At 60.0% G+C, this 21,011-nt stretch carries 18 protein-coding genes and 1 other RNA gene; 8 read left to right on the top strand and 11 right to left on the bottom strand.

Features of this window, described 5'->3' with window-relative positions:
- Nucleotides 1-135: 135 nt before the first annotated feature.
- The 8 genes from CGA22_RS10605 to CGA22_RS10570 form a co-directional block, all read right to left on the bottom strand.
- The gene (locus tag CGA22_RS10605; RefSeq protein ID WP_188258567.1) at nt 136-1,341 is read right to left on the bottom strand and encodes a tyrosine-type recombinase/integrase; all 1,206 of its coding nucleotides are present in this window, start codon (nt 1,339-1,341) and stop codon (nt 136-138) included.
- A 173-nt stretch (nt 1,342-1,514) separates the two neighbouring features.
- Nucleotides 1,515-1,908: a transfer-messenger RNA gene (gene ssrA / locus CGA22_RS10600) on the bottom strand.
- Nucleotides 1,909-2,003: 95 nt separating this feature from the next.
- The gene (locus tag CGA22_RS10595) at nt 2,004-2,282 is read right to left on the bottom strand and encodes a hypothetical protein (RefSeq protein WP_041025017.1); all 279 of its coding nucleotides are present in this window, start codon (nt 2,280-2,282) and stop codon (nt 2,004-2,006) included.
- A 95-nt stretch (nt 2,283-2,377) separates the two neighbouring features.
- Nucleotides 2,378-5,245, bottom strand: a complete 2,868-nt coding sequence (locus tag CGA22_RS10590; protein WP_188258566.1) for an FAD-binding and (Fe-S)-binding domain-containing protein — start codon at nt 5,243-5,245, stop codon at nt 2,378-2,380.
- Entirely contained in the window at nt 5,242-5,913 is a 672-nt protein-coding gene (locus CGA22_RS10585; protein WP_041025015.1) for a lactate utilization protein C, read from the bottom strand. The genes CGA22_RS10590 and CGA22_RS10585 overlap by 4 nt, the downstream gene beginning before the upstream one ends.
- Nucleotides 5,910-7,367: a LutB/LldF family L-lactate oxidation iron-sulfur protein gene (locus CGA22_RS10580; protein ID WP_041025014.1), complete on the bottom strand. Its 1,458-nt coding sequence runs from the start codon at nt 7,365-7,367 to the stop codon at nt 5,910-5,912. Before CGA22_RS10580 ends, CGA22_RS10585 begins: the two co-directional genes overlap by 4 nt.
- Nucleotides 7,364-8,188 carry a (Fe-S)-binding protein gene (locus tag CGA22_RS10575; protein WP_041025013.1) on the bottom strand — a complete coding sequence of 275 codons (825 nt, stop codon included), beginning with the start codon at nt 8,186-8,188 and terminating at the stop codon, nt 7,364-7,366. Before CGA22_RS10575 ends, CGA22_RS10580 begins: the two co-directional genes overlap by 4 nt.
- Before the next feature lie 150 nt (nt 8,189-8,338).
- Entirely contained in the window at nt 8,339-10,033 is a 1,695-nt protein-coding gene (locus CGA22_RS10570; RefSeq protein WP_041025012.1) for a lactate permease LctP family transporter, read from the bottom strand.
- A 263-nt stretch (nt 10,034-10,296) separates the two neighbouring features.
- On the opposite strand from CGA22_RS10570, the gene CGA22_RS10565 reads away from it, so the two are divergent.
- Nucleotides 10,297-11,064, top strand: coding sequence for an FCD domain-containing protein (locus CGA22_RS10565; RefSeq protein WP_041025011.1), 768 nt, complete (start codon nt 10,297-10,299; stop codon nt 11,062-11,064).
- 128 nt (nt 11,065-11,192) lie between these two features.
- On the opposite strand, the gene smpB is transcribed toward CGA22_RS10565, so the two are convergent.
- On the bottom strand, nt 11,193-11,675 hold the full coding sequence (gene smpB / locus CGA22_RS10560; RefSeq protein ID WP_041025010.1) for an SsrA-binding protein SmpB: 483 nt from the start codon (nt 11,673-11,675) through the stop codon (nt 11,193-11,195).
- A gap of 118 nt (nt 11,676-11,793) precedes the next feature.
- Here smpB and CGA22_RS10555 point away from each other — a divergent pair, with 118 nt between their 5' ends.
- From CGA22_RS10555 to CGA22_RS10545, 3 genes are read left to right on the top strand one after another with little or no spacing between them, the layout of a single operon-like run.
- Nucleotides 11,794-13,197 (top strand): sodium-dependent transporter, encoded by a 1,404-nt coding sequence (locus CGA22_RS10555; RefSeq protein WP_041025023.1) that lies wholly within the window; start codon nt 11,794-11,796, stop codon nt 13,195-13,197.
- A gap of 7 nt (nt 13,198-13,204) precedes the next feature.
- Nucleotides 13,205-13,648 (top strand): type II toxin-antitoxin system RatA family toxin, encoded by a 444-nt coding sequence (locus CGA22_RS10550; RefSeq protein ID WP_041025009.1) that lies wholly within the window; start codon nt 13,205-13,207, stop codon nt 13,646-13,648.
- Entirely contained in the window at nt 13,645-13,947 is a 303-nt protein-coding gene (locus CGA22_RS10545; RefSeq protein WP_041025008.1) for an RnfH family protein, read from the top strand. The genes CGA22_RS10550 and CGA22_RS10545 overlap by 4 nt, the downstream gene beginning before the upstream one ends.
- A 59-nt stretch (nt 13,948-14,006) precedes the next feature.
- On the opposite strand, the gene CGA22_RS10540 is transcribed toward CGA22_RS10545, so the two are convergent.
- Nucleotides 14,007-14,531, bottom strand: coding sequence for an outer membrane protein assembly factor BamE (locus CGA22_RS10540; protein WP_041025007.1), 525 nt, complete (start codon nt 14,529-14,531; stop codon nt 14,007-14,009).
- A 97-nt stretch (nt 14,532-14,628) separates the two neighbouring features.
- On the opposite strand from CGA22_RS10540, the gene fur reads away from it, so the two are divergent.
- Complete coding sequence (fur, locus tag CGA22_RS10535) at nt 14,629-15,033, top strand: ferric iron uptake transcriptional regulator (RefSeq protein WP_041025006.1); 405 nt, start codon at nt 14,629-14,631, stop codon at nt 15,031-15,033.
- Nucleotides 15,034-15,100: 67 nt separating this feature from the next.
- Here fur and recN read toward each other — a convergent pair whose 3' ends face one another.
- On the bottom strand, nt 15,101-16,774 hold the full coding sequence (gene recN, locus CGA22_RS10530; RefSeq protein WP_041025005.1) for a DNA repair protein RecN: 1,674 nt from the start codon (nt 16,772-16,774) through the stop codon (nt 15,101-15,103).
- Nucleotides 16,775-17,015: 241 nt separating this feature from the next.
- Between recN and grpE the strand changes: the two genes are divergently transcribed.
- The 3 genes from grpE (at nt 17,016) to dnaJ (ending at nt 21,008) form a co-directional block, all read left to right on the top strand.
- On the top strand, nt 17,016-17,582 hold the full coding sequence (gene grpE / locus CGA22_RS10525; protein ID WP_041025004.1) for a nucleotide exchange factor GrpE: 567 nt from the start codon (nt 17,016-17,018) through the stop codon (nt 17,580-17,582).
- Between the two features lie 101 nt (nt 17,583-17,683).
- On the top strand, nt 17,684-19,600 hold the full coding sequence (gene dnaK, locus CGA22_RS10520) for a molecular chaperone DnaK (protein ID WP_041025003.1): 1,917 nt from the start codon (nt 17,684-17,686) through the stop codon (nt 19,598-19,600).
- Between the two features lie 283 nt (nt 19,601-19,883).
- On the top strand, nt 19,884-21,008 hold the full coding sequence (gene dnaJ / locus CGA22_RS10515; RefSeq protein WP_041025002.1) for a molecular chaperone DnaJ: 1,125 nt from the start codon (nt 19,884-19,886) through the stop codon (nt 21,006-21,008).
- The last annotated feature ends 3 nt before the right edge of the window (nt 21,009-21,011 follow it).

Below are 21,011 nucleotides of genomic sequence, written 5' to 3'. Positions count from 1 at the left end.
GGAATTCCTTTTGGACTGCGCCTGGCGCATTACAGGCGCCAAATCGGCGCAGTTTAGCAATTCAGTCAGTACTGGAGCGATAAGATAGTGCTTGTATTAGCTTGAAGGCTTGCTGGCTGATGGGGGCGCTTGCATTCAGCGTTTTATCGAGTCCAAAAAGTCGGCCCAGATCTGCATTATTTCACGCCGCTCCGGCAAGAAGGTGGTTCGATCGTACGCACGTCCCAGCGGATTTTTTACCGTGTGAGCAAGCTGATGCTCCAGAAGATCGGGGCGAAACCCCAGCACCTCAGCGCCTATGGTTCTCGCTGTCGCACGAAAGCCGTGCCCAGTCATTTCGTCGCCGCTGATGTCCATGCGGCGTAACGCGCTGAGTACGGCATTGTTGGACATCGGCCGGTCGCCTCCTCGTGCCGAGGGGAAGGCGTACCGATGTCTGCCGGTGAGTGGTTTCAGCTCGCGCAGAACCGCGACTGCTTGTTGGCTGAGAGGAACCAAATGATCCGGCCGATCCTGTTTGGTGGCAGTGAGCCCTTTCATCTTGTGGCCGGGAATCAACCACTCGCCCGCATCCAGATTGACCTCCGACCACTCCATGTGGCGCAGGTCACCGGGCCGGCAGAACAGCAACGGGGCCAGTTTGAGTGCACAACAAACAGGCAGTGTTCCCGTGTAGCTATCCAGTGCTTTGAGCAGTGCGCCGAGTTTTTCAGGATCGGTCACGGCGGCAAAGTGCTTCACCCGCTTGGCTGGGAGCGTACGTGAGAGATTGCCAATCTGGTTGGGTGGGGTGATACCGGCAGCTTCGGCGAACTCGAAAATCTGTTTGTAGATTTGGGCTACACGACGTGCCGTCTCGCGAGCACCGCGCTTGATGATGCGCTGCAGGTTTTCGACCAGCATGGGTGTGCTGATGCTGCTGATCGGGAGTTTTCCCAACCAGGGGTAGGCATTGAGCTCAAGGCGCTGCCGCACCGTGCGGGTGTACTCCGGATCCCAAGATGATTCGCGAATAGTGAGCCATTGCTTAGCGACCGATTCAAAGGTGTGTTGGTGATCGAGCTGGCTGACCACCTTGGCCATACGCCGTTGCAGCGAAGGGTCTTGGCCGCCGGCGAGCTGAACACGAGCGTCATCACGCTTGCGTCGGGCCTCTTGCAGGCCGACCTCGGGGTAAACGCCAAGGGCCAGGCGTTTTTCTTTTCCCAGAAAGCGGTACTTCAAGCGCCAGTAACGGCCTCCGTTGGGCTGCACTTCAAGGTACAAACCTTGTTCGTCGTACAGGCGGTATGGCTTGTCCTGGGGCTTGGCGTTGCGGCAGTTGGTGTCTTTCAGGGGCATTGGGGGCACATCCTCTCCGAGCGAGCTGATGAGCGTTTTATGCCCCCATATATGCCCCCGTCAACAGTGGGATGCCCTGGGATTAGGTGGGAAAACGCGGGCAAGAAAAAAGCCGTAAAGCTTTGATTTCTCTAGGCTTTACGGCTTTTCTGGGTCTTCCTGGGAAGACTAAATGGTGGAGCCGGGGGGATTTGAACCCCCGTCCGCCAGTACTCCGCTGTCGGTACTACATGCGTAGCCGTGTCTATTAAGTTAACCCTCAGCGACCCGACGGGCAGGGTGCTTTGGGCGAGTTGTGTAAGTTTTAGCCGCTTCGTCCACAACGTACTGCACGGCGATTCTGTTCTATATGACAATCACTTTGGGTTTACAGACATCCCCTGATGATTGCTGGACCCGAAGGTACCAGAAGGGAAGGGCTAAGGCTGCTTACGCAGCGAGAGCGTATTCCCCGTAGGTTTCGTCATTGGCAACTATAGGAAGTTGCAACAGTGGATTTACGAGTTCTGTTACCAACTCGGCATGCACCTAAAGTTTCGCAACCGGCGTCGAATCCTAAACGGCCCCGAACCTGTCACTCGGTGAAGCTGTTGGAGCGACAGGCATGTGCAGTGTACGCCAATACTTGGCTGAGGCCAACCCGGAGGTTGGCCTGGCTGTGATTACTGCTTCGGTTCGTTACGAAGTTTATCCACGTCAGACAGCGCTTGGGTGGCTTCGGTGACGCATTTCTTTTCATCGCCGGCAGCCTGGGCCGCTTTGGCGTCCGCTAGCTGCTGCTTGATGTCAACGGTGGTGCTTTCAGAGGTTGCCGGCAACGTGGTGACTTTATCCTGCAGCTCCTGAAGCTTGGCGGTGCACAGGTTGTTATCCGCTGCAAACACCGGGGAGGCCAACAGTGCAGCGGAAATGAACAAGCCAGCAAATGCGGTGTGCTTCATGTGTATCTCCTTGAACATGTGGTCTCGGTGCTGCCGGTCAGGGTCAGGCCGAGTCGTTGTCGTGGGGCCCGACAGAGCCGGGCCTATTCAAGTGACTACAGCGAAGCGCAGGAATTCGATTTTTCGTCGAACCCTGCAGAAACACCTTCACCGCTGGCGGGTTTGGCCCGGGTGACGCGGTCTACCAGGTACACCAGGCCGTGGTAATCGATTTCACCGTGTTGCGTCAGACCGATCTCACAGGTACGGCTGGTGGAGATGCCCTCGGTGCAGTATTGAACCGCGTCCTTGAGGGTACGCAGTGAGTGGGCATTGAGTTCAGGCGTGGTAAAGCCCTTGTCTCCGGCGAAACCGCAGCAGTGGATGCCCTCCGGGATGACCACGTGCTTGCTGCATTTGCGCGCCAGATCGATCAGCGCCTGGCTCTCGCCAAGGTGCTGGGTACTGCACGTGACATGCACGGCAATGGGTTCATCCTGAGGGCTGAATGCCAGGCGCTCCATCAGGTGCGTGCGAATGAAACCCACGGGGTCGTACAGGTCCAGGCGCGCTTCGCCGAGGTCCTGGACCAGCCGCAATGTGCACGGGCTGGTGTCGCAGTAGATGGGGTCGAGGCCGCCGCGACTGGCGTGCAATAGGGCACCGATCAGTTCCTGGCGTTTGTGTTCAGCTTGCTCGGCGTAACCTTTTGAGGCGAAAGGTTGGCCGCAGCAAAGGCTGTCCACGTTGTCGGGAAAGACGACCTGGTAACCGGCTTTTTCCAGTAGCTGTCGGGTTTTTTCGTACAGCGAAACCTGCTCTTTATCTCCTGCCGCAGGGCCCATGACACGCGACACGCAGGCCGCCAGGTACACCACTCTCGGGCGTTCGTCCGAGACGGCCGGGCTGAAGCGGATGGGGTTTTCCGGCTGTGGCATGGCGGGGGTCCATTGCGGCACCTGGCCCTTGGACAAACGGTGCAGCCCGGTTGACCAGCGTGCCAGCCGCGGTGCCCCCAGCAGCATGCGCGCGCCGTTGGCAACGTGCAGCGTAAAGCGCGCTCCTTGCAGGGCCATGGCGAAGTTGCTCGCGAGCCAGTCGGCGGTTTTCGTACGCGTTGCGGTACGGCCGCGGAGCTTTTTCACCAACTCGCCGGTATTGATGCCTACGGGGCAGCGTTGTGCGCACAGCCCGGTGGCGGCGCAGGTGTCGATGCCTTGATATTGATAGGCCGTTTTCAGCTCGGACGTGTCGATGCCCGCGCGCTTTTTCGCCTGGATGTCCCGCCAGATCACAATGCGCTGGCGCGGGCTCAAGGTCAGGTCCTTGGATGGGCACACCGGTTCGCAGAAACCGCATTCGATGCACTTGTCGACGATCTCGTCGGCGGCCGGCAGTGGCTTGAGGTGCTTGAGGTGGATTTGCGGGTCTTCGCTGAGCACCACATCTGGATTGAGGATGCCGTTGGGATCGAGTAGGCGCTTGAGCTGCCACATCAACTGATAGGCGTCACTGCCCCATTCCAGCTCGACGAAGGGCGCCATGTTGCGTCCAGTGCCATGCTCGGCCTTCAACGAGCCGCCGAATTCCACCGCGACCAACTGTGCCACGTCGTCCATGAACGCCTGGTAGCGTGCGACTTCTTCAGGGTTGTTGAAGCCTTGGGTGAAGACAAAGTGCAGATTGCCTTCCAGTGCGTGTCCGAAAAGGATCGCCTCGTCGTAGTGATGTTTGTCGAACAGCTCGATCAGGCGATTCACGCCCACCGCCAGCTGTTCCACCGGAAAGGTCACGTCTTCGATGATGACCGTGGTCCCGGTTTTGCGCACTGCGCCCACCGCCGGAAAGGTGTCCTTGCGGATGGCCCAGAGTCGGGCGTTTTCCTTCGGGTCTTCGGTAAAGTCGACCTGCTTTTCCACCGGAAAGCCGGCCAGGGAGGCCATGATCTGCGCCAGTTGCTCTTGCAGCAAAGACGAAGAGGCGGCGCGGGATTCGATCAGCAGGGCGCAGGCATTTATCGACAGGTGTTGGACGAAATCCGGCATGCCTGGCTTGTCCTGGACGGAGCGCAGACTGCGCCGGTCCAGCAGCTCTACGGCCGATACCGGTTGGCTTTTTAGCACGGTGACGGCGTTGCAGCAGGTTTCCACGTCCGGGAACACGATCAGCGCCGAGGCCTTGTTCGGATGGTCGATTACTGTGTTGTAGGTCACCGCGCTGATGAAGCCGAGGGTGCCTTCGGACCCCACCAGCAAGTGGCTCAAGATATCCACAGGCTCGTCGAAATCCACCAGGGCGTTGAGTGACAGGCCGGTGGTATTTTTCAGACGGTATTTGTGGCGAATTCGGGCGGCCAGTTCGGTATTGGCGCGGGTCTCGCGTCCGAGGGTCGCCAGTCGCTCCAGCAGGTCGCCGTGACTGGCTAGGAACGCGGCCACGCTGGCGTCGTCTTCGGTGTCGAGGCGGGTGCCATCGGCCAGTACCAGACGGATGCCGGCCAGGGTGTGATAGGTATTCTGCGCCGTGCCGCAGCACATGCCGCTGGCGTTGTTGGCGACGATACCGCCGATCTTGCAGGCGTTGATCGACGCTGGATCCGGGCCGATCTTGCGTCCGAACGGTGCCAGCCAGGCATTGGCCTGAGCACCGATCACGCCTGGCTGCAAACGGATCTGCGTGCCCTGTTGACGAATCTCGCGGCCGTTCCAGTTGTCCCCCAACACAATCAGAACCGAGTCGCTGATGGCTTGCCCCGACAGACTGGTGCCGGCCGCACGGAAGGTGACGGGAACATGGTCGCGCTGGGCCAGTTTCAGCAGGGCGACCACCTCGTCTTCGCTTTCGACCCGTACCACCAGTTTCGGAATCAGCCGATAGAAACTGGCGTCGGTGCCGAAGGCCAGGGTCGACAGCGGATCGTCGAAACGGCGCTTTTGTGGGATCAGTTGTTGCACGTCTTGTAGGAAAGGGGCCGGAAGGGTCATTGGTCCTCCAGAATCAATACCACCAGATCCTTGGGGCCGTGGGCGCCATAGGCCAGGACTTGTTCGATGTCGGCGGTTTTCGAGGGACCTGACACCAGCAGGGCATTGGTAGGCATGCCTTGAGCCCATTCGAATTCCTGCTGCACTTCATAGAAGTTATCGCGGATCTCACTGGCCTTGAGCAGGGCGAAATGCACCGGTGGCACCAGGCTCATCAGCCGTGGTTCTTCCCGCGTCGGCCAGAGGATCAGGCTGCCAGTCGCGGCGATGGCGCCCAGGGTTCCGGTCAGGCTGGCGGGGGTGTCGTTGAACAGCTCGGCTTTCCATTCCTCGACCGGCCGGTCGTAGGCCTTGAGAGGCGGCAGGTCCGGATTGTTCGCCCAGAACTGTGTGATTTTTTTCCCGTGAGCGGTGGTTGGGGCGATCAGCAGGCTTGGCAACTGCCGGTCGCGCAGCAACTGCGCCAGCAGCGTCGTCCAGCCTTCGCCCGACGTCAGGTGGATTTCGGTGTGCACCGCTTCCATCAGCTTGCGCAATTGCGGGATGCGTTCTTCGGGCGCGTAGCGGTAGGTTTGCGTGACCAGGTCGACGTCGAAGTGGTCGGCAACCGGGGTGGTGCCGGTCAGGCTTTTACGCAGCTTGGCGAGGATATTGTCCCGAGCGCTCATCGGCGGTCTCCCTGGGCTTTCAGGTGGTCGCGGGCCAGGTCATGCAACGAGCGGGCGGCGGGTTTGGGGGCGCTGTGGTTCTGGGTCCAGGGGCCGACGTTGCTCGGCGTCAGGGCACGCAGGCGCGTGGCCAGAAAGGCGAACAGCCGATACAGCCTTGGCGAGCTGTTGAGCCGGGCCCAGGCATTCCAGATGAAGCGTTCCTTGGGCGAATACTTACTGCCCTGGCCGCGCATCACTTGATTCGGGTTGTCCGGTGCCTTGACGTTTTCTTCCCGCAGGCGCCGCAGCAGGGCTGGAATCGGGATTTTCACCGGACACACTTCGCCGCAGGCGCCACACAGTGAGGACGCGCTCGGGTGGTCTGGCACTTTGGCCAGGCCGACCATGTGCGGCGTGATGATTTTTCCGATAGGTCCCGGGTAAACCTCGCCGTAGGCGTGACCGCCGATTCGGGTGTAGACCGGGCAATGATTCATACAGGCGCCGCAGCGGATGCAGTTCAGGGTCTGGCGCAATTCGCTATCGGCAAACGCCTGGCTGCGACCGTTGTCCAGCAGTACCAGGTGCACTTCCTGGGGGCCGTCCAGTTCGTCGGGCTTGCGCGGGCCGGAGATCATGTTGACGTAGGTGGTGATCGGCTGGCCCAGGGCCGAGCGGGTCAGCAGCGAGAGCAGCGGCACCACATCACGCAGGTTCTCCACCACTTTTTCGATGCCGGTCACGGCGATGTGCACCGGTGGCACGGTGGTGGACATCCGCCCGTTGCCTTCGTTTTCCACCAGCAGCAGGGTGCCGGTTTCGGCGACGGCGAAATTGACCCCCGACACGCCGATGTCGGCCTCGAAGAATTTCTGCCGCAAGACCTTGCGACCGATCTGAATGAGTTGGTCGACGTCCTTGGTGTACTCCACGCCGAGTTTGTCGTGGAACAAGGACGCGACCTGACCGGCATTCTTGTGGATCGCCGGCATAATGATGTGTGAAGGCTTCTCGTGGTCGAGCTGGACGATGTATTCCCCCATGTCGGATTCGAGACATTCAATGTCCCGAGCCTCGAGGAAATGGTTCATCTCCATCTCTTCGCTGACCATCGATTTGCCCTTGATCACTTGCCGCGCCTCGTGAGCGCGGATGATCGAGAGGACGATGCCATTGGCTTCGTCCACCGTTTCCGCCCAGTGCACAGTCACACCGTTGCGGGTCAGGTTGCTTTCAAGCCGCTCGAGCAGGTCGGGCAGCTTCGATAACGCACGGGCGCGGACGGCATTGCCCAGCACCCGCAGGTGTTCTCTTTCGTGGGCATCGCTGAAGGACGTTGCCCGCTTGGTCATCAGTGAATCCATCGCAGTGCGAAAGTTGTTTCGCAATTGCGTGTCGTCCAGGGCCTTGTGGGCCCGGGCACGAAAATCGTCCTGCAGTTCAACGGCAGGAATCAGCGTCGGCGTGCTCATACGACACCTCCGGTACGCTGCCAGAGAAAGCTCGCCAGGTGCTGGCCGCGCAGCGCCTCCTGCTGTTTTTCCAGTGCGCCGTTGATGTTCATCAGGCAGCCACAGTCGGCACTGATGACCTGGTGCGCGCCGGATTCCTTCAACGCCCGGGTCTTGTCGGCCACCATCGCGCCGGAAATATCCGGCATGCGAACGCTGAATGTCCCACCAAAGCCGCAGCATTCGCTTTCGTGGCTGTGTTCGACCCGCTCCACATTGCGTAGCTGTGCCAACAACGCGCGGCCATGCAGGTGGGTATTCATTTCACGCCGTGCCGAGCAGGACGTGTGCAGCGCAATCTTCACCGGTGTGCCGCTGTCCTGGAGCTGCACCTTGCAGACGAACAGCAGGAACTCGGCCAGTTCGTAGGTCCGGGCAGCCAGGGCCTGGATCTGCTTGAGTGTCTCGGGCTCGTCCTTGAACAGGTCGGCGTAATGCTCGCGCACCATGCCGGCGCAGGAACCCGAGGGCACCACCACCGGATAATCTCCGGCGAACAACGCCAGTTGCGCCCGCGCCACCGTCCGGGCCTGCTCGGTATAACCCGAGGTGTAGGCCGGTTGCCCGCAACAGGTTTGCCCTTGCGGATACTCCACCCGGATCCCTTCGCGCTCCAGAAGATGAATCGCGTCCATTCCGGCTTCGGGGTAGAACAGGTCCACCACGCAGGTGCCGAACAGGTAGACCCGTTGCGGTTTTTCGCTGGGGTACTGCCGAGGCTCGGGCAATGGCGGGGCGACACGGGTCGCGTTCGGCACGGCGTTGTAAAAAAGCTCGCTCATCAGGCGTGTCTCCGGGTGGTCCCGGTTATCCGTCCGCTGAGGCTGCTGAATATAGAGATCAAATCTTTCAGCAACCTTGCAGACCCGGTTGTCGATAGCGGACGCCGGAGGGTGTTCCGGCGTCGGTTTTTTCCATACAGCTTGTAGGACTCAGTGCACCAGCATGCCGGTGAACCAGTAGGCCTGGGCCAACGTGATCAAGCCGACGATCGTTGCAAAGAATAGGCTGTGTTTCAGGGTAAAACGGAACAGGTCCGACTCTTTGCCCACCAGCCCGGTGGCCGCGCAGGCCACCGCGATGGATTGCGGCGAAATCATCTTGCCGGTCACGCCGCCGCTGGTATTGGCCGCCACGAGCAGGGTGTCGTTGACGCCGATCTGGTGTGCGGTGGTGGCTTGTAGCGAACTGAACAGGGCGTTGGACGAGGTATCGGAACCGGTCAGGAACACTCCCAGCCAACCCAGGAAAGGCGAGAAGAACGGAAACGCCGCGCCCGTGCCGGCCAGCACCAGGGCCATGGTCGACGACATGCCCGAGTAATTGGTGACGAAGGCGAAAGCCAGCACCATGCCGATCGACAGGATGGGCCAGCGCAGTTCGAAAAGGGTTTCCTTGAAAGTGGTAAGACCAGTTTTTGGGTTGATCTTCAGCACCAGCATCGAGATCAGCGCGGAGAAGAAAATCGCCGTGCCGGTGGCGGAAATCGGATCAAGCTTGAACACGGCCGGAATGGCGGTGGGGTTGACCACGATAGGAGCGACCTTGATCACCATCTGATCCAGGTGCGGGATGGCGAAGTTGAATACCCAGGCGTACATCGAGCCGCCGGCGGCGAACATCGCCTTGAACGGTTTCAAGGTCCAGATCGTGACCAGTACGGTGAGGATCAGGAACGGCGACCAGGCCTTGATGATTTCCCCCAGGCTGTAGGGCGAAGCCACGGTGCTGCGCGGTTGGCCGAAACCGCCGACGCTGGCGGTCACCGTTGCGCCGGAAGTCGCGCCGGCAATCTGCGCGCCTGCGCTGCGTTTGGGCTGCCAGACTTTCAGGAACAGCGTCAGCGAGATCAAGCTGGCGAGGGCCGAGGTGATGTCAGGCAGTTCCGGGCCGATGAAGTTGGAGGTGAAGTACTGGGTGATGGCGAAGCTCAGGCCTGCCACCAACGCCGCCGGCCAGGTCTCCCGCACGCCGCGCAGGCCATCCATCATGAACACCAGCCAGAACGGCACGAACAGCGACAGCAAGGGCAGCTGGCGTCCGGTCATGGCGCCGATCTTGACGGCGTCGATCCCGGTCACCTGGCCGGCCACGATAATCGGAATGCCCAGGGCACCGAACGCCACGGGCGCGGTGTTGGCGATCAGGCACAGGCCGGCGGCATACAGCGGGTTGAAGCCCAGGCCCACGAGCAGCGCGGCAGTAATCGCCACCGGTGCACCGAAGCCGGCGGCGCCTTCCAGAAAGGCGCCGAAGCAAAAGCCAATCAGCAATACTTGCAGGCGCTGGTCATCGGTGATCGACAGCACCGAGCTGCGGATGACCTCGAACTGGCCGCTCTTGACCGTCAATTTGTAGAGGAAGACGGCGGCGACGATGATCCAGGCGATGGGCCACAGGCCGTAGGCAAAACCGTAGCCGGCGGCGGCGAAGGCCATGTCGGCCGGCATGTTGAAGGCAAAGATCGCCACGGCAATCGCCAGGGCCAGGGTGATGCTTCCCGCCACGTGCCCCTTGAGGCGAAACACCGCCAGGGCCAGGAAGAAAAATACGATGGGAATAACGGCCGCAAGTGCGGAGACGCCGAGACTGCCGAGCGGGCTGTAAAGCTGTTGCCAGGTTTGCATGGTGGGTGAGCCCCTAATTGTTGTTGGTCAGGCACTGGTCAGCGGTTTTGGTTAATTGGTAAGACCAATTTACAAGCGCTGTCGGCTAGGGTAAAAGCCTTGGTTGTCATGTGTCAATTTGCCGCCCTGAAACTTTCGTCGAATAAGTGCGGCAGATCGCATCTGATCTGTTTGCCTAAATGGCTTCTGGTGGATGTAGGCAGGCCCCGGATGGGCCAGAATAGAGAGCCCGGCGAGCGGTCGGGATCGTGGAGAGTCGAGTTATGGGGTTTGATCAGATTCGTCAGCGCCGTTTGTCTGACGATATTGTCGAGCGGCTTGAAGGAATGATCCTTGAGGGCACGCTGAAGTCTGGTGAGCGGCTGCCGGCCGAGCGGACCCTGGCCGAACAGTTCGGCGTCTCACGTCCCTCGTTGCGCGAGGCGATCCAGAAACTGACGGCCAAAGGCTTGCTGGTCAGTCGTCAGGGCGGTGGCAATTATGTGGTGGAATCGCTGGGCTCGACATTCAGCGATCCGCTGTTGCAGCTATTGGAAAGCAATCCCGAAGCGCAGCGTGACTTGTTGGAGTTCCGTCATACGCTGGAAGCCTCCTGCGCCTATTATGCGGCGCTACGGGCCACGGAAGTGGATCGCGAGCGGCTGACGGCGGCGTTCGATGAGTTGCAGGATTGCTATGCCCGTCACGACGAAGTGAGTCGGGCGGAAGAGGGTGCGGCGGATGCCCGGTTCCACCTGGCGATTGCCGAGGCCAGTCATAACGCGGTCCTGCTGCATACCATCCGTGGGCTGTTCGACCTGCTCAAGCGCAATGTGGTGACCAACATCGGTGGCATGTACAAGCAGCGCAGCGAAACCCGCGACATGCTGATCAGTCAGCATCGGGAATTGTACCAGGCGATCGTGGACGGGCACGCTGAGCAGGCGCGGGAAGTGTCCAGCCAACATATCTTGTATGTGCAGGAAGTGTTGGAGGAAGTGCGTCAGGAAGTGCAGCGGGTGGCGCGGGCGGAGCGGCGCAAGGGGATGTAGCCAGTCGGGTTTCGCTAACCCTGTGGGAGCGAGCCTGCTCGCGATGGCGTGCTGTCAGTCGATATGGATGTTGACTGACCCACCGCCATCGCGAGCAGGCTCGCTCCTACATTAGATTGGGCGCGGGCTTAGTCTTCCTTGCCCTTGTTGCGCACAGCACGCTGCAGTTCGCGACCGGCATCGCGCTCACGCTCGGTATCGCGCTTGTCGTATTCCTTCTTGCCCTTGCCCAGCGCAATCTCGCACTTGATCAGGTGCTTGCTCCAGTACAGCGAGGTGCAGACGCAGGCGTAGCCCTTCTGCTGCACGGCAGCGAAGAGTTTTTCCAATTCGCGCTTGTTGAGCAGCAGCTTGCGCGAGCGCACCGGGTCGGCAATCACGTGGGTGCTGGCGGTGGTCAGTGGCGTGATGTGGCTGCCCAGCAGCCAGGCTTCGCCATCCTTGAGCAGCACGTAGCTGTCGACCAGTTGCGCCTTGCCTGCACGCAGGCTCTTTACTTCCCAGCCGGCCAGGACCATGCCAGCCTCGAAACGCTGTTCGATGAAGTAATCGTGTCGCGCCTTTTTATTTTGCGCGATGGTCCCTGTGGGGTGTTTCTTCTGTTTAGCCATAGGGGCGGCATTATAGGCAGTTGCGTGCGTGTCGGCTACGGTGAAGCAGCATGCTTGAGCACGTTGAGTGAATCCCGGACAATGCGGCCTCTTTTTTGAACGCTTGGGCGTGATCACGATGTCGACAGACAAGGTTTCTGTCCACGGCAGTTGGGCTAGCCGCTGGGTCTTCATACTCGCTGCGACCGGCTCGGCCGTGGGACTGGGTAGTATATGGAAATTCCCCTACATGGTCGGCGTCTACGGTGGCGGTGCCTTCGTATTGATGTTCCTGGCGTGCATCGCACTCATCGGCGCGCCGGTGATGCTGGCCGAGACCCTGATCGGCCGTCGCGCCCGGCAAAGCCCGGCCAATGCCTTGAAGGTGCTGGCTCAGGAGGCGGGGCACTCGCCCAAGTGGTCGTGGGGAGCCTTCGCCGGGATGGTCACGGCGCTGCTGATCCTGTCGTTCTACAGCGTGGTCGGCGGTTGGTCGCTGGATTACATCATCGACATGGGGCGCGGCGACTTTCAGGGCGTGGCACCCGACCAGGTGGGCGCCTACTTTGGCGGTGTCATCTCGGACCCCTTGAGATTGACGCTCTGGCACACGGTCTTCATGTTGCTTTCCGCCGTGGTGATCGCCAAGGGTGTGGTCGCGGGGCTTGAGCGCAGCCTGCGGATCATGATGCCGCTGCTGTTCGTGATGATCCTGGTGCTGCTGGGCTACAGCATGACCACCGGGCATTTCATGGAAGGCCTGCACTTCATGTTCGACTTCAAGCCGGAGAAGGTCATGGACGGTCTGCTGTCGGCCATGGGGCATGCCTTTTTCTCCCTGAGTGTGGGGGTTGGCTCGATCATGATCTATGGCGCCTACATGCCGAAGAACGCCTCGCTCACCAGGACCGTCGTCGGTGTCGCGCTGCTGGATACCTTCGTATCGCTGATGGCAGGTATGGCGTTGTTTCCAATTGTGTTCGCCGCCGGCCTGAACCCCAGTGAGGGTCCAGGCTTGATGTTTGTCAGCTTGCCCTTTGCCTTTGGCAACATGGCGTTCGGCCAGGTGATGGGCGTGATATTTTTCGTCCTGGTCGCCATTGCGGCCTGGAGCTCGGCGATTTCCCTGTTGGAGCCCATGGTGGCCTACCTGGTTGAACGGACCCGGATCAGTCGCGCCTGGGTGACGTTCTGGCTGGCCTTCACCTGTTGGTTTGTGGGGCTGGGGACGGTGTTTTCCTTCAATATATGGAAGCAGGCGAAGTTTTTCGTGAACGAAGACGGCCTGTTCCGCCTCTACCAATGGGGAGCAACCGGAGGACTGGATTTCTTCGGCGTGATTGATTTCTTTACATCACGGATCATGCTGCCATTGGGTGGTTTGTGTTTCGTGGTATTTGCAGGGTGGATCATGGGGCGTGAAGCCGTACGCGATGAGTTGTCGCTGCGCAGCCCTGTATTGTTTGCCTTGAGCCTGTTCCTGATGCGCTACGTGGCCCCGATCGGCATCCTCGTGGTGTTTGCCGCCCAGCTGTGGAAGTGACGCTTACATGACGACACATATTCAACGCTCGGCCTTGCTGCCCTATCCGGCGCAGGCGCTGTACGACCTGGTCAATGATGTGGCGAGTTATCCGCAGTTCCTGCCCTGGTGCTCGTCCGCCGAGGTGCTCGAGAGTTCCGAGACCCATATGCGTGCCAGCCTGAACGTCGCCAAGGGCGGGTTGAGCCAGCATTTCGTGACGCGCAATACCCTGGTACCCGGTCAATCCATCGAAATGAACCTGGAAGAAGGCCCTTTCAACCAGCTTCACGGTATCTGGGTGTTCAAACCGTTGGGTGAGAAGGCCTGCAAGATCAGCCTGGATCTGTCGTTCGATTACGCAGGTCCGTTGGTCCGGGCCACGCTGGGGCCGTTGTTCAATCAGGCGGCCAATACCCTGGTCGACGCGTTCTGCCAGCGCGCCAAGCAAAATGCCGAGCTCAAGCGTTGATCGAGATAGAAGTGGTCTATGCCGCCGTCCAGCGTCAGGTCTTGCGAACATTTACGGTGCCGCAAGGCACGACAGTTCGCGCTGCGCTGGTTGCATCGGGCATTGCCGATGAGTTCCCGGAGCTTGACCTGGCCACGTGCCCGGTGGGGATTTTCAGCAAGGTGATTGCCGATCCCGAGTGCCAGGCGGTCCAGGCGGGTGATCGTCTTGAGATTTACCGGCCGTTGCTGGCGGACCCGAAGGAGATCCGTCGCCTGCGTGCGGCCAAGGCTGCCGAGGCCCGTAAGCAGAATCAATAATCGGACCTGGATTGCAGGCAATAAAAAACCCGGCATGCCGGGTTTTTTCATGTCGCAATTTATTGCGGCGTAGTGTCCAGTGGTTCTGGCGTCGGGACGGGGACGGTTTCGACGCTGTCCACATCCTTCTGGATCTGGTCCAGCAACGAACCTGGCTTGACCGGTTTTTCCGGTTTCGCCTTCTCGCCGTTCTCGGCCGGCGTGACCGTCGTGCCGCTGTCCTTGCCCATGATGGCCTCGTCGCGACTCACGCCAGGCATGAAATCGCCTGACAGGCTGACGAGTTGGTCGTTGGCGTTGAAGATAACGCTGATGCGTTCCTGCTGGCGCTCACCGCCTCCAGGCTGCAAGCTGTAGAGATAATCCCAGCGATCGGCATGGAACGTGTCGGTCAGCAGGGGGTTACCCATGATAAACCGTACTTGCCGACGGGTCATTCCCGGGCGTAACTGGTCTATCATGTCCTGCGTCACGACATTGCCCTGCTGGATGTCGATTTTGTAAACCCCGGGGAATGAACAACCGGCGAGTGCGAGCAGTCCCACGAAGGTGAAACTGGTTAGCAAGAGCTTGGTGTTTTGCATCGGTGGGCGACTTCCACTATCTTGGCTGGGACAACGTAAACGCCGATCATACCCGCATTAAGAGAAGCTGCGAAGCAGCATCGCGAGAAAGCTGACCATGGTTGAAAATAGCGAACTACGCAAAGCCGGCCTCAAGGTGACACTGCCACGGGTCAAGATTCTCCAAATGCTCGACTCCGCCGAGCAGCGGCACATGAGTGCCGAAGACGTCTACAAGGCCCTCATGGAAGCAGGCGAGGACGTCGGTCTGGCCACGGTTTACCGTGTTCTGACCCAATTCGAGGCTGCCGGCCTCGTGGCTCGCCATAATTTCGATGGCGGTCATGCGGTCTTTGAATTGGCAGATGGGGAGCACCACGACCACATGGTGAATGTGGAAACCCGTGAGGTTATCGAGTTCATCAGTCCTGAAATTGAAAAGCTGCAAAAAGCAATTGCTGAAGAGCATGGCTTCGAGCTGATCGATCACCATCTCGTCTTGCATGTACGCGAGAAGAAGTAAGCATGGAAAATGAAAGAAGGCGACCTCAGGGTCGCCTTCTTTCATTTGGGTGATCGTCCCGGCTTCTTCAGGATTTCGCCGCGACGACCATTTTTTTCGCGTGGGCCAGGGACTCCTTGGTGAGATCGATCCCGCCTAGCATCCTTGCCACTTCCTCAACGCGCTCGCTCTTGCTGAGCTTGGACACTGCGGTACGGGTGGCGTCCTCACCACGCACTTTATGGACAAATAGATGTTGATGCCCTTGTGCGGCGACCTGAGGCAGGTGAGTGACCGTCAGCACCTGGCCGCGCTCCCCCAGCCTGCGCAGCAGCTGGCCGACAATTTCCGCGGTCGGTCCGCCAATACCCACATCCACTTCGTCGAATACCAGCGTCGGCACCCGTGAGGTTTGCGCGGTGATGACCTGGATGGCCAGGCTGATGCGCGACAACTCGCCGCCGGAGGCGACTTTCGCCAACGCCTTGAGGGGTTGCCCAGGGTTGGCACTGACCAGCAGCTCCACCTGCTCCAGCCCGTTGGGCTGAAGTTCGTCCCCTGCGTTGGGGCGCAGTTCGATGGTGAAGCGCCCTCCCGGCATGCCCAGGCGCTGGATTTCCTGCTCCACCGCGCTGGCCAGTCCGGTGGCGGCTATGCGGCGCAGCTCGCTGAGTTCCTTGGCCTTCTCCTGGTAATGACGGGCATAGGAGGCCAGTTCGTCCCCCAGGCGCTCGATGGATTCATCGTTGGCGTTCAGGGTTTCCAACTCTTCCAGCAGGCGTTGCTGCAGCTCGATGACATCGGTGGGCTGGACGCGGTGTTTGCGCGCGAGCGTATAGATAGTGTCCAGGCGCTCTTCCAGGTATTGCAGGCGCGCCGGGTCGGCATCGAAATGGTCGAGGAACCGGTTGAGTTCCCCCACGGCCTCCTCGACCTGGATCTGTGCGCTGGTCAGCAGGTTGGTTGCTTCGCTCAGGGCGCCGACGGAGTTGTTCACGCTGGAGAGTCGGTTCAGGCTGGCTGTCAGTGCATTGAGTACGTTGCCCGAATCACTTTCGCTGCATTGCTCGACGACTTGCCGGCAGATACCCAGCAGGGTTTCGGCATTGGTCAGGTTCTTGTGTTCCTGCTCCAGCTCCTCCAGCTCATTTTCTCCCAGTGCCAGGTTCTCCAGTTCTTCGAGCTGGTAGCTCAATAGTTGGTGGCGGGCACGCTGTTCGTCGCCGGAGTTGGAGAGGCGGTCCAGTTCCTGCCGGGTCTGGCGCCAGCGTTGGGCGGCCAGTTGGACCTGGCGGGCCAGGTCGGTGGCTCCGGCATATTCATCGAGCAGGCGGCGATGGGTGTCGGTCTTGAGCAGGGATTGGTGTTCGTGCTGGCTGTGGATGTCGATCAGCAGTTCCCCGAGGGCCTTGAGGTCACCCAGGGGGCAGGGAGTGCCGTTGATGTAGCCTCGGGAGCGGCCTTCGGCGGTGATGATCCGGCGCAGGATGCACAGGCCGTCGGTATCCAGGTCGCGTTCGGCCAGCCAGGCGCTGGCTTCGGGGATGTCGACCAGGTCGAAGGTCGCCAGGATGTCGGCTTTGTCTGCGCCGGGGCGTACGACGCCGCTGTCGGCGCGATCACCCAGTGTCAAGCCCAGGGCATCGAGCATGATCGACTTGCCGGCGCCGGTCTCACCGGTAATCACGCTCATGCCTCGGTCAAGTTCGAGGTCGAGGTGTTCGACGATGGCGTAGTTGTGTACGGACAGGTGCACCAGCATAAAGCCGCTCCCAGGCGTTAGGTCTGGTTATTTATACAGTGTTTTGTTTCGGACTGACAATGCCCTCGCTTAGCTCGATTTGCTTGATGAAGCGAATTTCTTAGCGCGGCAGGTAATAGGTATGCAATTGCTTTTTGTAAGGTTAATTCGTCGGGCGCCCCTTGAAGCCGGAAAACCCGGCCCCATATACGGGGGCAGAAGCGCGAGTCGAGCTCGCGGACGAAGTTGAGAGGAGAAAACTATGGCTGACGAACAGACGCAGGATACGCAAAACCAAGAGGCCAATCAGACCTCCCAGGATTCGGGTGGCGATCTGGCAGCCCGTGTACAAGTGCTCGAGGAGCAACTGGCCGGTGCGCAGGATCAGGCGTTGCGTGTAGCAGCCGATCTGCAGAACGTCCGCCGTCGCGCCGAGCAGGATGTGGAAAAGGCTCACAAATTCGCTCTGGAGCGCTTCGCCGGCGACCTGCTGCCGATCATCGACAGCCTGGAGCGCGGCCTGGAGCTGTCCAATCCGGACGATGAGAACATTCGCCCGATGCGTGAAGGCATCGAGCTGACCCTGAAAATGTTCCAGGACACCCTCAAGCGCTATCAGCTCGAAGCCATCGACCCCCACGGCGAACCCTTCAACGCCGAGCACCACCAGGCCATGGCGATGCAGGAAAGTGCCGACGTCGAGCCAAACAGTGTTCTGAAGGTTTTCCAGAAAGGTTACCTGCTCAATGGCCGTCTGTTGCGCCCGGCCATGGTCGTGGTCAGCAAGACGCCCGCACCGGTTTCACCTTCTATTGACGAGCAGGCTTGAAATCGGGCGCAGCGGCCCCATTAAGAAGTCAAGCGTTTAAGTGCTACCGCGGTTAGCCACCACTGCCGCGGCAACAAAATCCAAGTTCCGGGAGAGTTAACATGGGCAAGATTATCGGTATCGACCTGGGGACCACCAACTCGTGCGTCTCCGTGCTGGAAAACGGCAAGGCCAAAGTGATTGAAAACGCCGAAGGCGCGCGTACCACGCCGTCGATCATCGCGTACGCCAACGATGGCGAAATTCTGGTTGGCCAGTCGGCCAAGCGTCAGGCAGTGACCAATCCGCATAACACCCTGTATGCGGTGAAGCGTCTGATCGGTCGCAAGTTCGACGAAGAAGTCGTTCAGAAAGACATCAAGATGGTGCCTTACAAAATCGCCAAGGCTGATAACGGCGACGCCTGGGTTGAAGTGAACGGCCAGAAAATGGCGCCGCCACAGATCTCGGCTGAAATCCTGAAGAAAATGAAGAAAACCGCCGAAGATTACCTCGGCGAAGCGGTGACTGAAGCCGTTATTACCGTTCCTGCCTATTTCAACGATAGCCAGCGCCAGGCGACCAAAGACGCCGGCCGCATCGCGGGCCTGGACGTAAAACGCATCATCAACGAACCGACCGCGGCTGCTCTGGCCTATGGCATGGACAAGGCCAAGGGCGATCACACCGTGATCGTTTACGACCTGGGTGGCGGTACTTTCGACGTTTCCGTGATCGAAATCGCTGAAGTCGATGGCGAGCACCAGTTCGAAGTATTGGCAACCAACGGTGACACGTTCCTCGGTGGTGAAGACTTCGACATCCGCCTGATCGACTACCTCGTCGACGAGTTCAAGAAAGAAAGCGGCATGAACCTCAAGGGTGACCCGCTGGCCATGCAGCGCCTGAAAGAAGCCGCTGAAAAAGCCAAGATCGAACTGTCCTCGAGCCAGTCGACCGACGTGAACCTGCCGTACATCACTGCAGACGCCACCGGTCCTAAGCACTTGAACGTGAAAATCTCCCGCGCCAAGCTCGAAGCGCTGGTTGAAGACCTGGTTCAGCGCACCATCGAACCTTGCCGCATCGCGATGAAAGATGCCGGTATCGACGTTGGCTCGATCAACGACGTGATCCTGGTGGGCGGTCAGACCCGTATGCCGCTGGTGCAGAAGCTGGTGACCGATTTCTTCGGCAAAGAAGCACGTAAAGACGTGAACCCGGACGAAGCCGTTGCCATGGGTGCTGCCATCCAGGGCGCCGTTCTGGCCGGTGATGTAAAAGACGTTCTGCTGCTCGACGTCAGTCCGCTGACCCTGGGTATCGAAACCATGGGTGGCGTGATGACCGCGCTGATCGAGAAGAACACCACGATTCCTACCAAGAAATCCCAGGTGTTCTCGACCGCCGACGACAACCAGAGCGCCGTGACCATCCACGTCCTGCAAGGTGAGCGCAAGCAGGCTGCCCAGAACAAATCCCTGGGCAAGTTCGATCTGGCCGAGATTCCGCCAGCGCCACGTGGCGTTCCGCAAATCGAAGTGACCTTCGACATCGACGCCAACGGCATCCTGCACGTCGGCGCGAAAGACAAGGCCACCGGCAAGACCCAGTCGATCGTGATCAAGGCCAACTCCGGCCTGTCCGAGGAAGAAATTCAGCAGATGGTTCGCGATGCTGAAGTCAACGCCGAGGAAGACCGCAAGTTCGAAGAGCTGGCCAGTGCCCGCAACCAGGGCGATGCCCTGGTGCACTCGACTCGCAAGATGATCGCCGATGCTGGCGAAAAAGTGACCGCTGAAGAGAAGACTGCCATCGAAGCGGCCGTGGTTGCCCTGGAAGCCGCCGTCAAAGGCGACGACAAGGCTGCCATCGAAGCGAAGATCGAAGAGCTGTCCAAGGTCTCCGCGCCAGTGGCCCAGAAGATGTATGCCGAACAGGCTCAGCCAGCTGAAGGCGCCGCGCAACAAGGCGAATCGGCTGAAAAAGCCGACGACGTCGTCGACGCCGAGTTCGAAGAAGTGAAAGACCACAAGTAATCGCTTGTTGGTCGGCCGGTTGACTGCGTTTGTGCGGTGGCTGGTAGGATGTCGCCGCGCGGGAGCTTGCTCCCGCGTTGGCGTGTCTGGAACCCATGAATTTTTACAGCATGCGACAACGTTCGGGTGCTGGTGGCGTGTCGGGAAAGCTCCTGCTTTTCGTGTAGGGCCTGGGACCGGGATCGCTGAATCGACGTGGTTGGGTCCGGGCCTGTAGGGGCTCAACGAGTTGGGCGAGGCTCAGGAGAGCTTTGCCGGACGTCCTATAAGAGTGCAAAGACTAATGGCAAAGCGTGATTTCTACGAAGTATTGGGTGTCGAGCGGGGGGCCAGCGAGGCGGATCTGAAAAAGGCCTATCGTCGTCTGGCGATGAAGCACCACCCGGACCGTAATCCCGGCGATAAAGCGTCGGAGGAAATGTTCAAGGAAGCCAACGAGGCTTACGAAGTACTGTCCGATTCCAGCAAGCGCGCGGCTTACGACCAGTATGGGCATGCCGGTGTCGACCCGAGCATGGGTGGCGGCGGTGCCGGTTTTGGCGGCCAGAACTTCTCCGATATCTTCGGCGACGTGTTCAGCGACTTCTTTGGTGGCGGTCGCGGCGGCGCCCGTGGTGGCGCTCAGCGTGGCAGCGATTTGCGCTACACGCTGGAGTTGAATCTGGAAGAGGCGGTGCGTGGCACGACCGTCAATATCCGCGTTCCGACGCTGGTCAATTGCAAGCCGTGCGATGGTTCGGGCGCCAAGAAGGGCTCCTCGCCTGTCACTTGCCCGACCTGTGGTGGCATCGGCCAGGTTCGCATGCAGCAGGGCTTCTTCTCGGTGCAGCAGACCTGCCCGCGTTGCCATGGCCAGGGCAAGATCATTTCCGACCCTTGCGATTCCTGCCATGGCGAAGGGCGCGTCGAGGAGTACAAGACCCTGTCGGTGAAAGTGCCGGCCGGCGTCGATACCGGTGACCGCATTCGCCTCTCCGGCGAAGGCGAGGCGGGTGCCCAGGGCGGCCCGACCGGTGACCTGTATGTCGTCATCAATGTGCGTGAACACTCGATTTTCCAGCGCGACGGCAAGCACCTGTTCTGCGAAGTGCCGATCGGTTTCGTCGATGCCGCGTTGGGTGGTGAGCTCGAGATTCCAACGCTCGACGGCCGCGTGAAGCTGAAAATCCCTGAGGGCACGCAGACCGGCAAGCAGTTCCGGATCCGTGGCAAAGGCGTTGCGCCTGTACGCGGTGGCGGTGCGGGTGATCTGATGTGCCGCGTTGCGGTCGAAACGCCGGTCAACCTGAGCCGGCGTCAGCGTGAATTGCTGGAAGAGTTCCGCAGTTCGCTGGCGGACGACAACAGCCACTCTCCGAAAACCACCGGTTGGTTCGAAGGCGTGAAGCGCTTCTTCGGCGATCTGTAAGGA

Origin of the sequence: Pseudomonas sp. PSB18, from assembly GCF_014596565.1 — a bacterium.
In the GTDB taxonomy this organism is placed as follows: Bacteria; Pseudomonadota; Gammaproteobacteria; order Pseudomonadales; family Pseudomonadaceae; genus Aquipseudomonas.
Note: the sequence above shows the minus strand (reverse complement) of the source record. Positions and strands in the feature narration are given on the sequence as shown.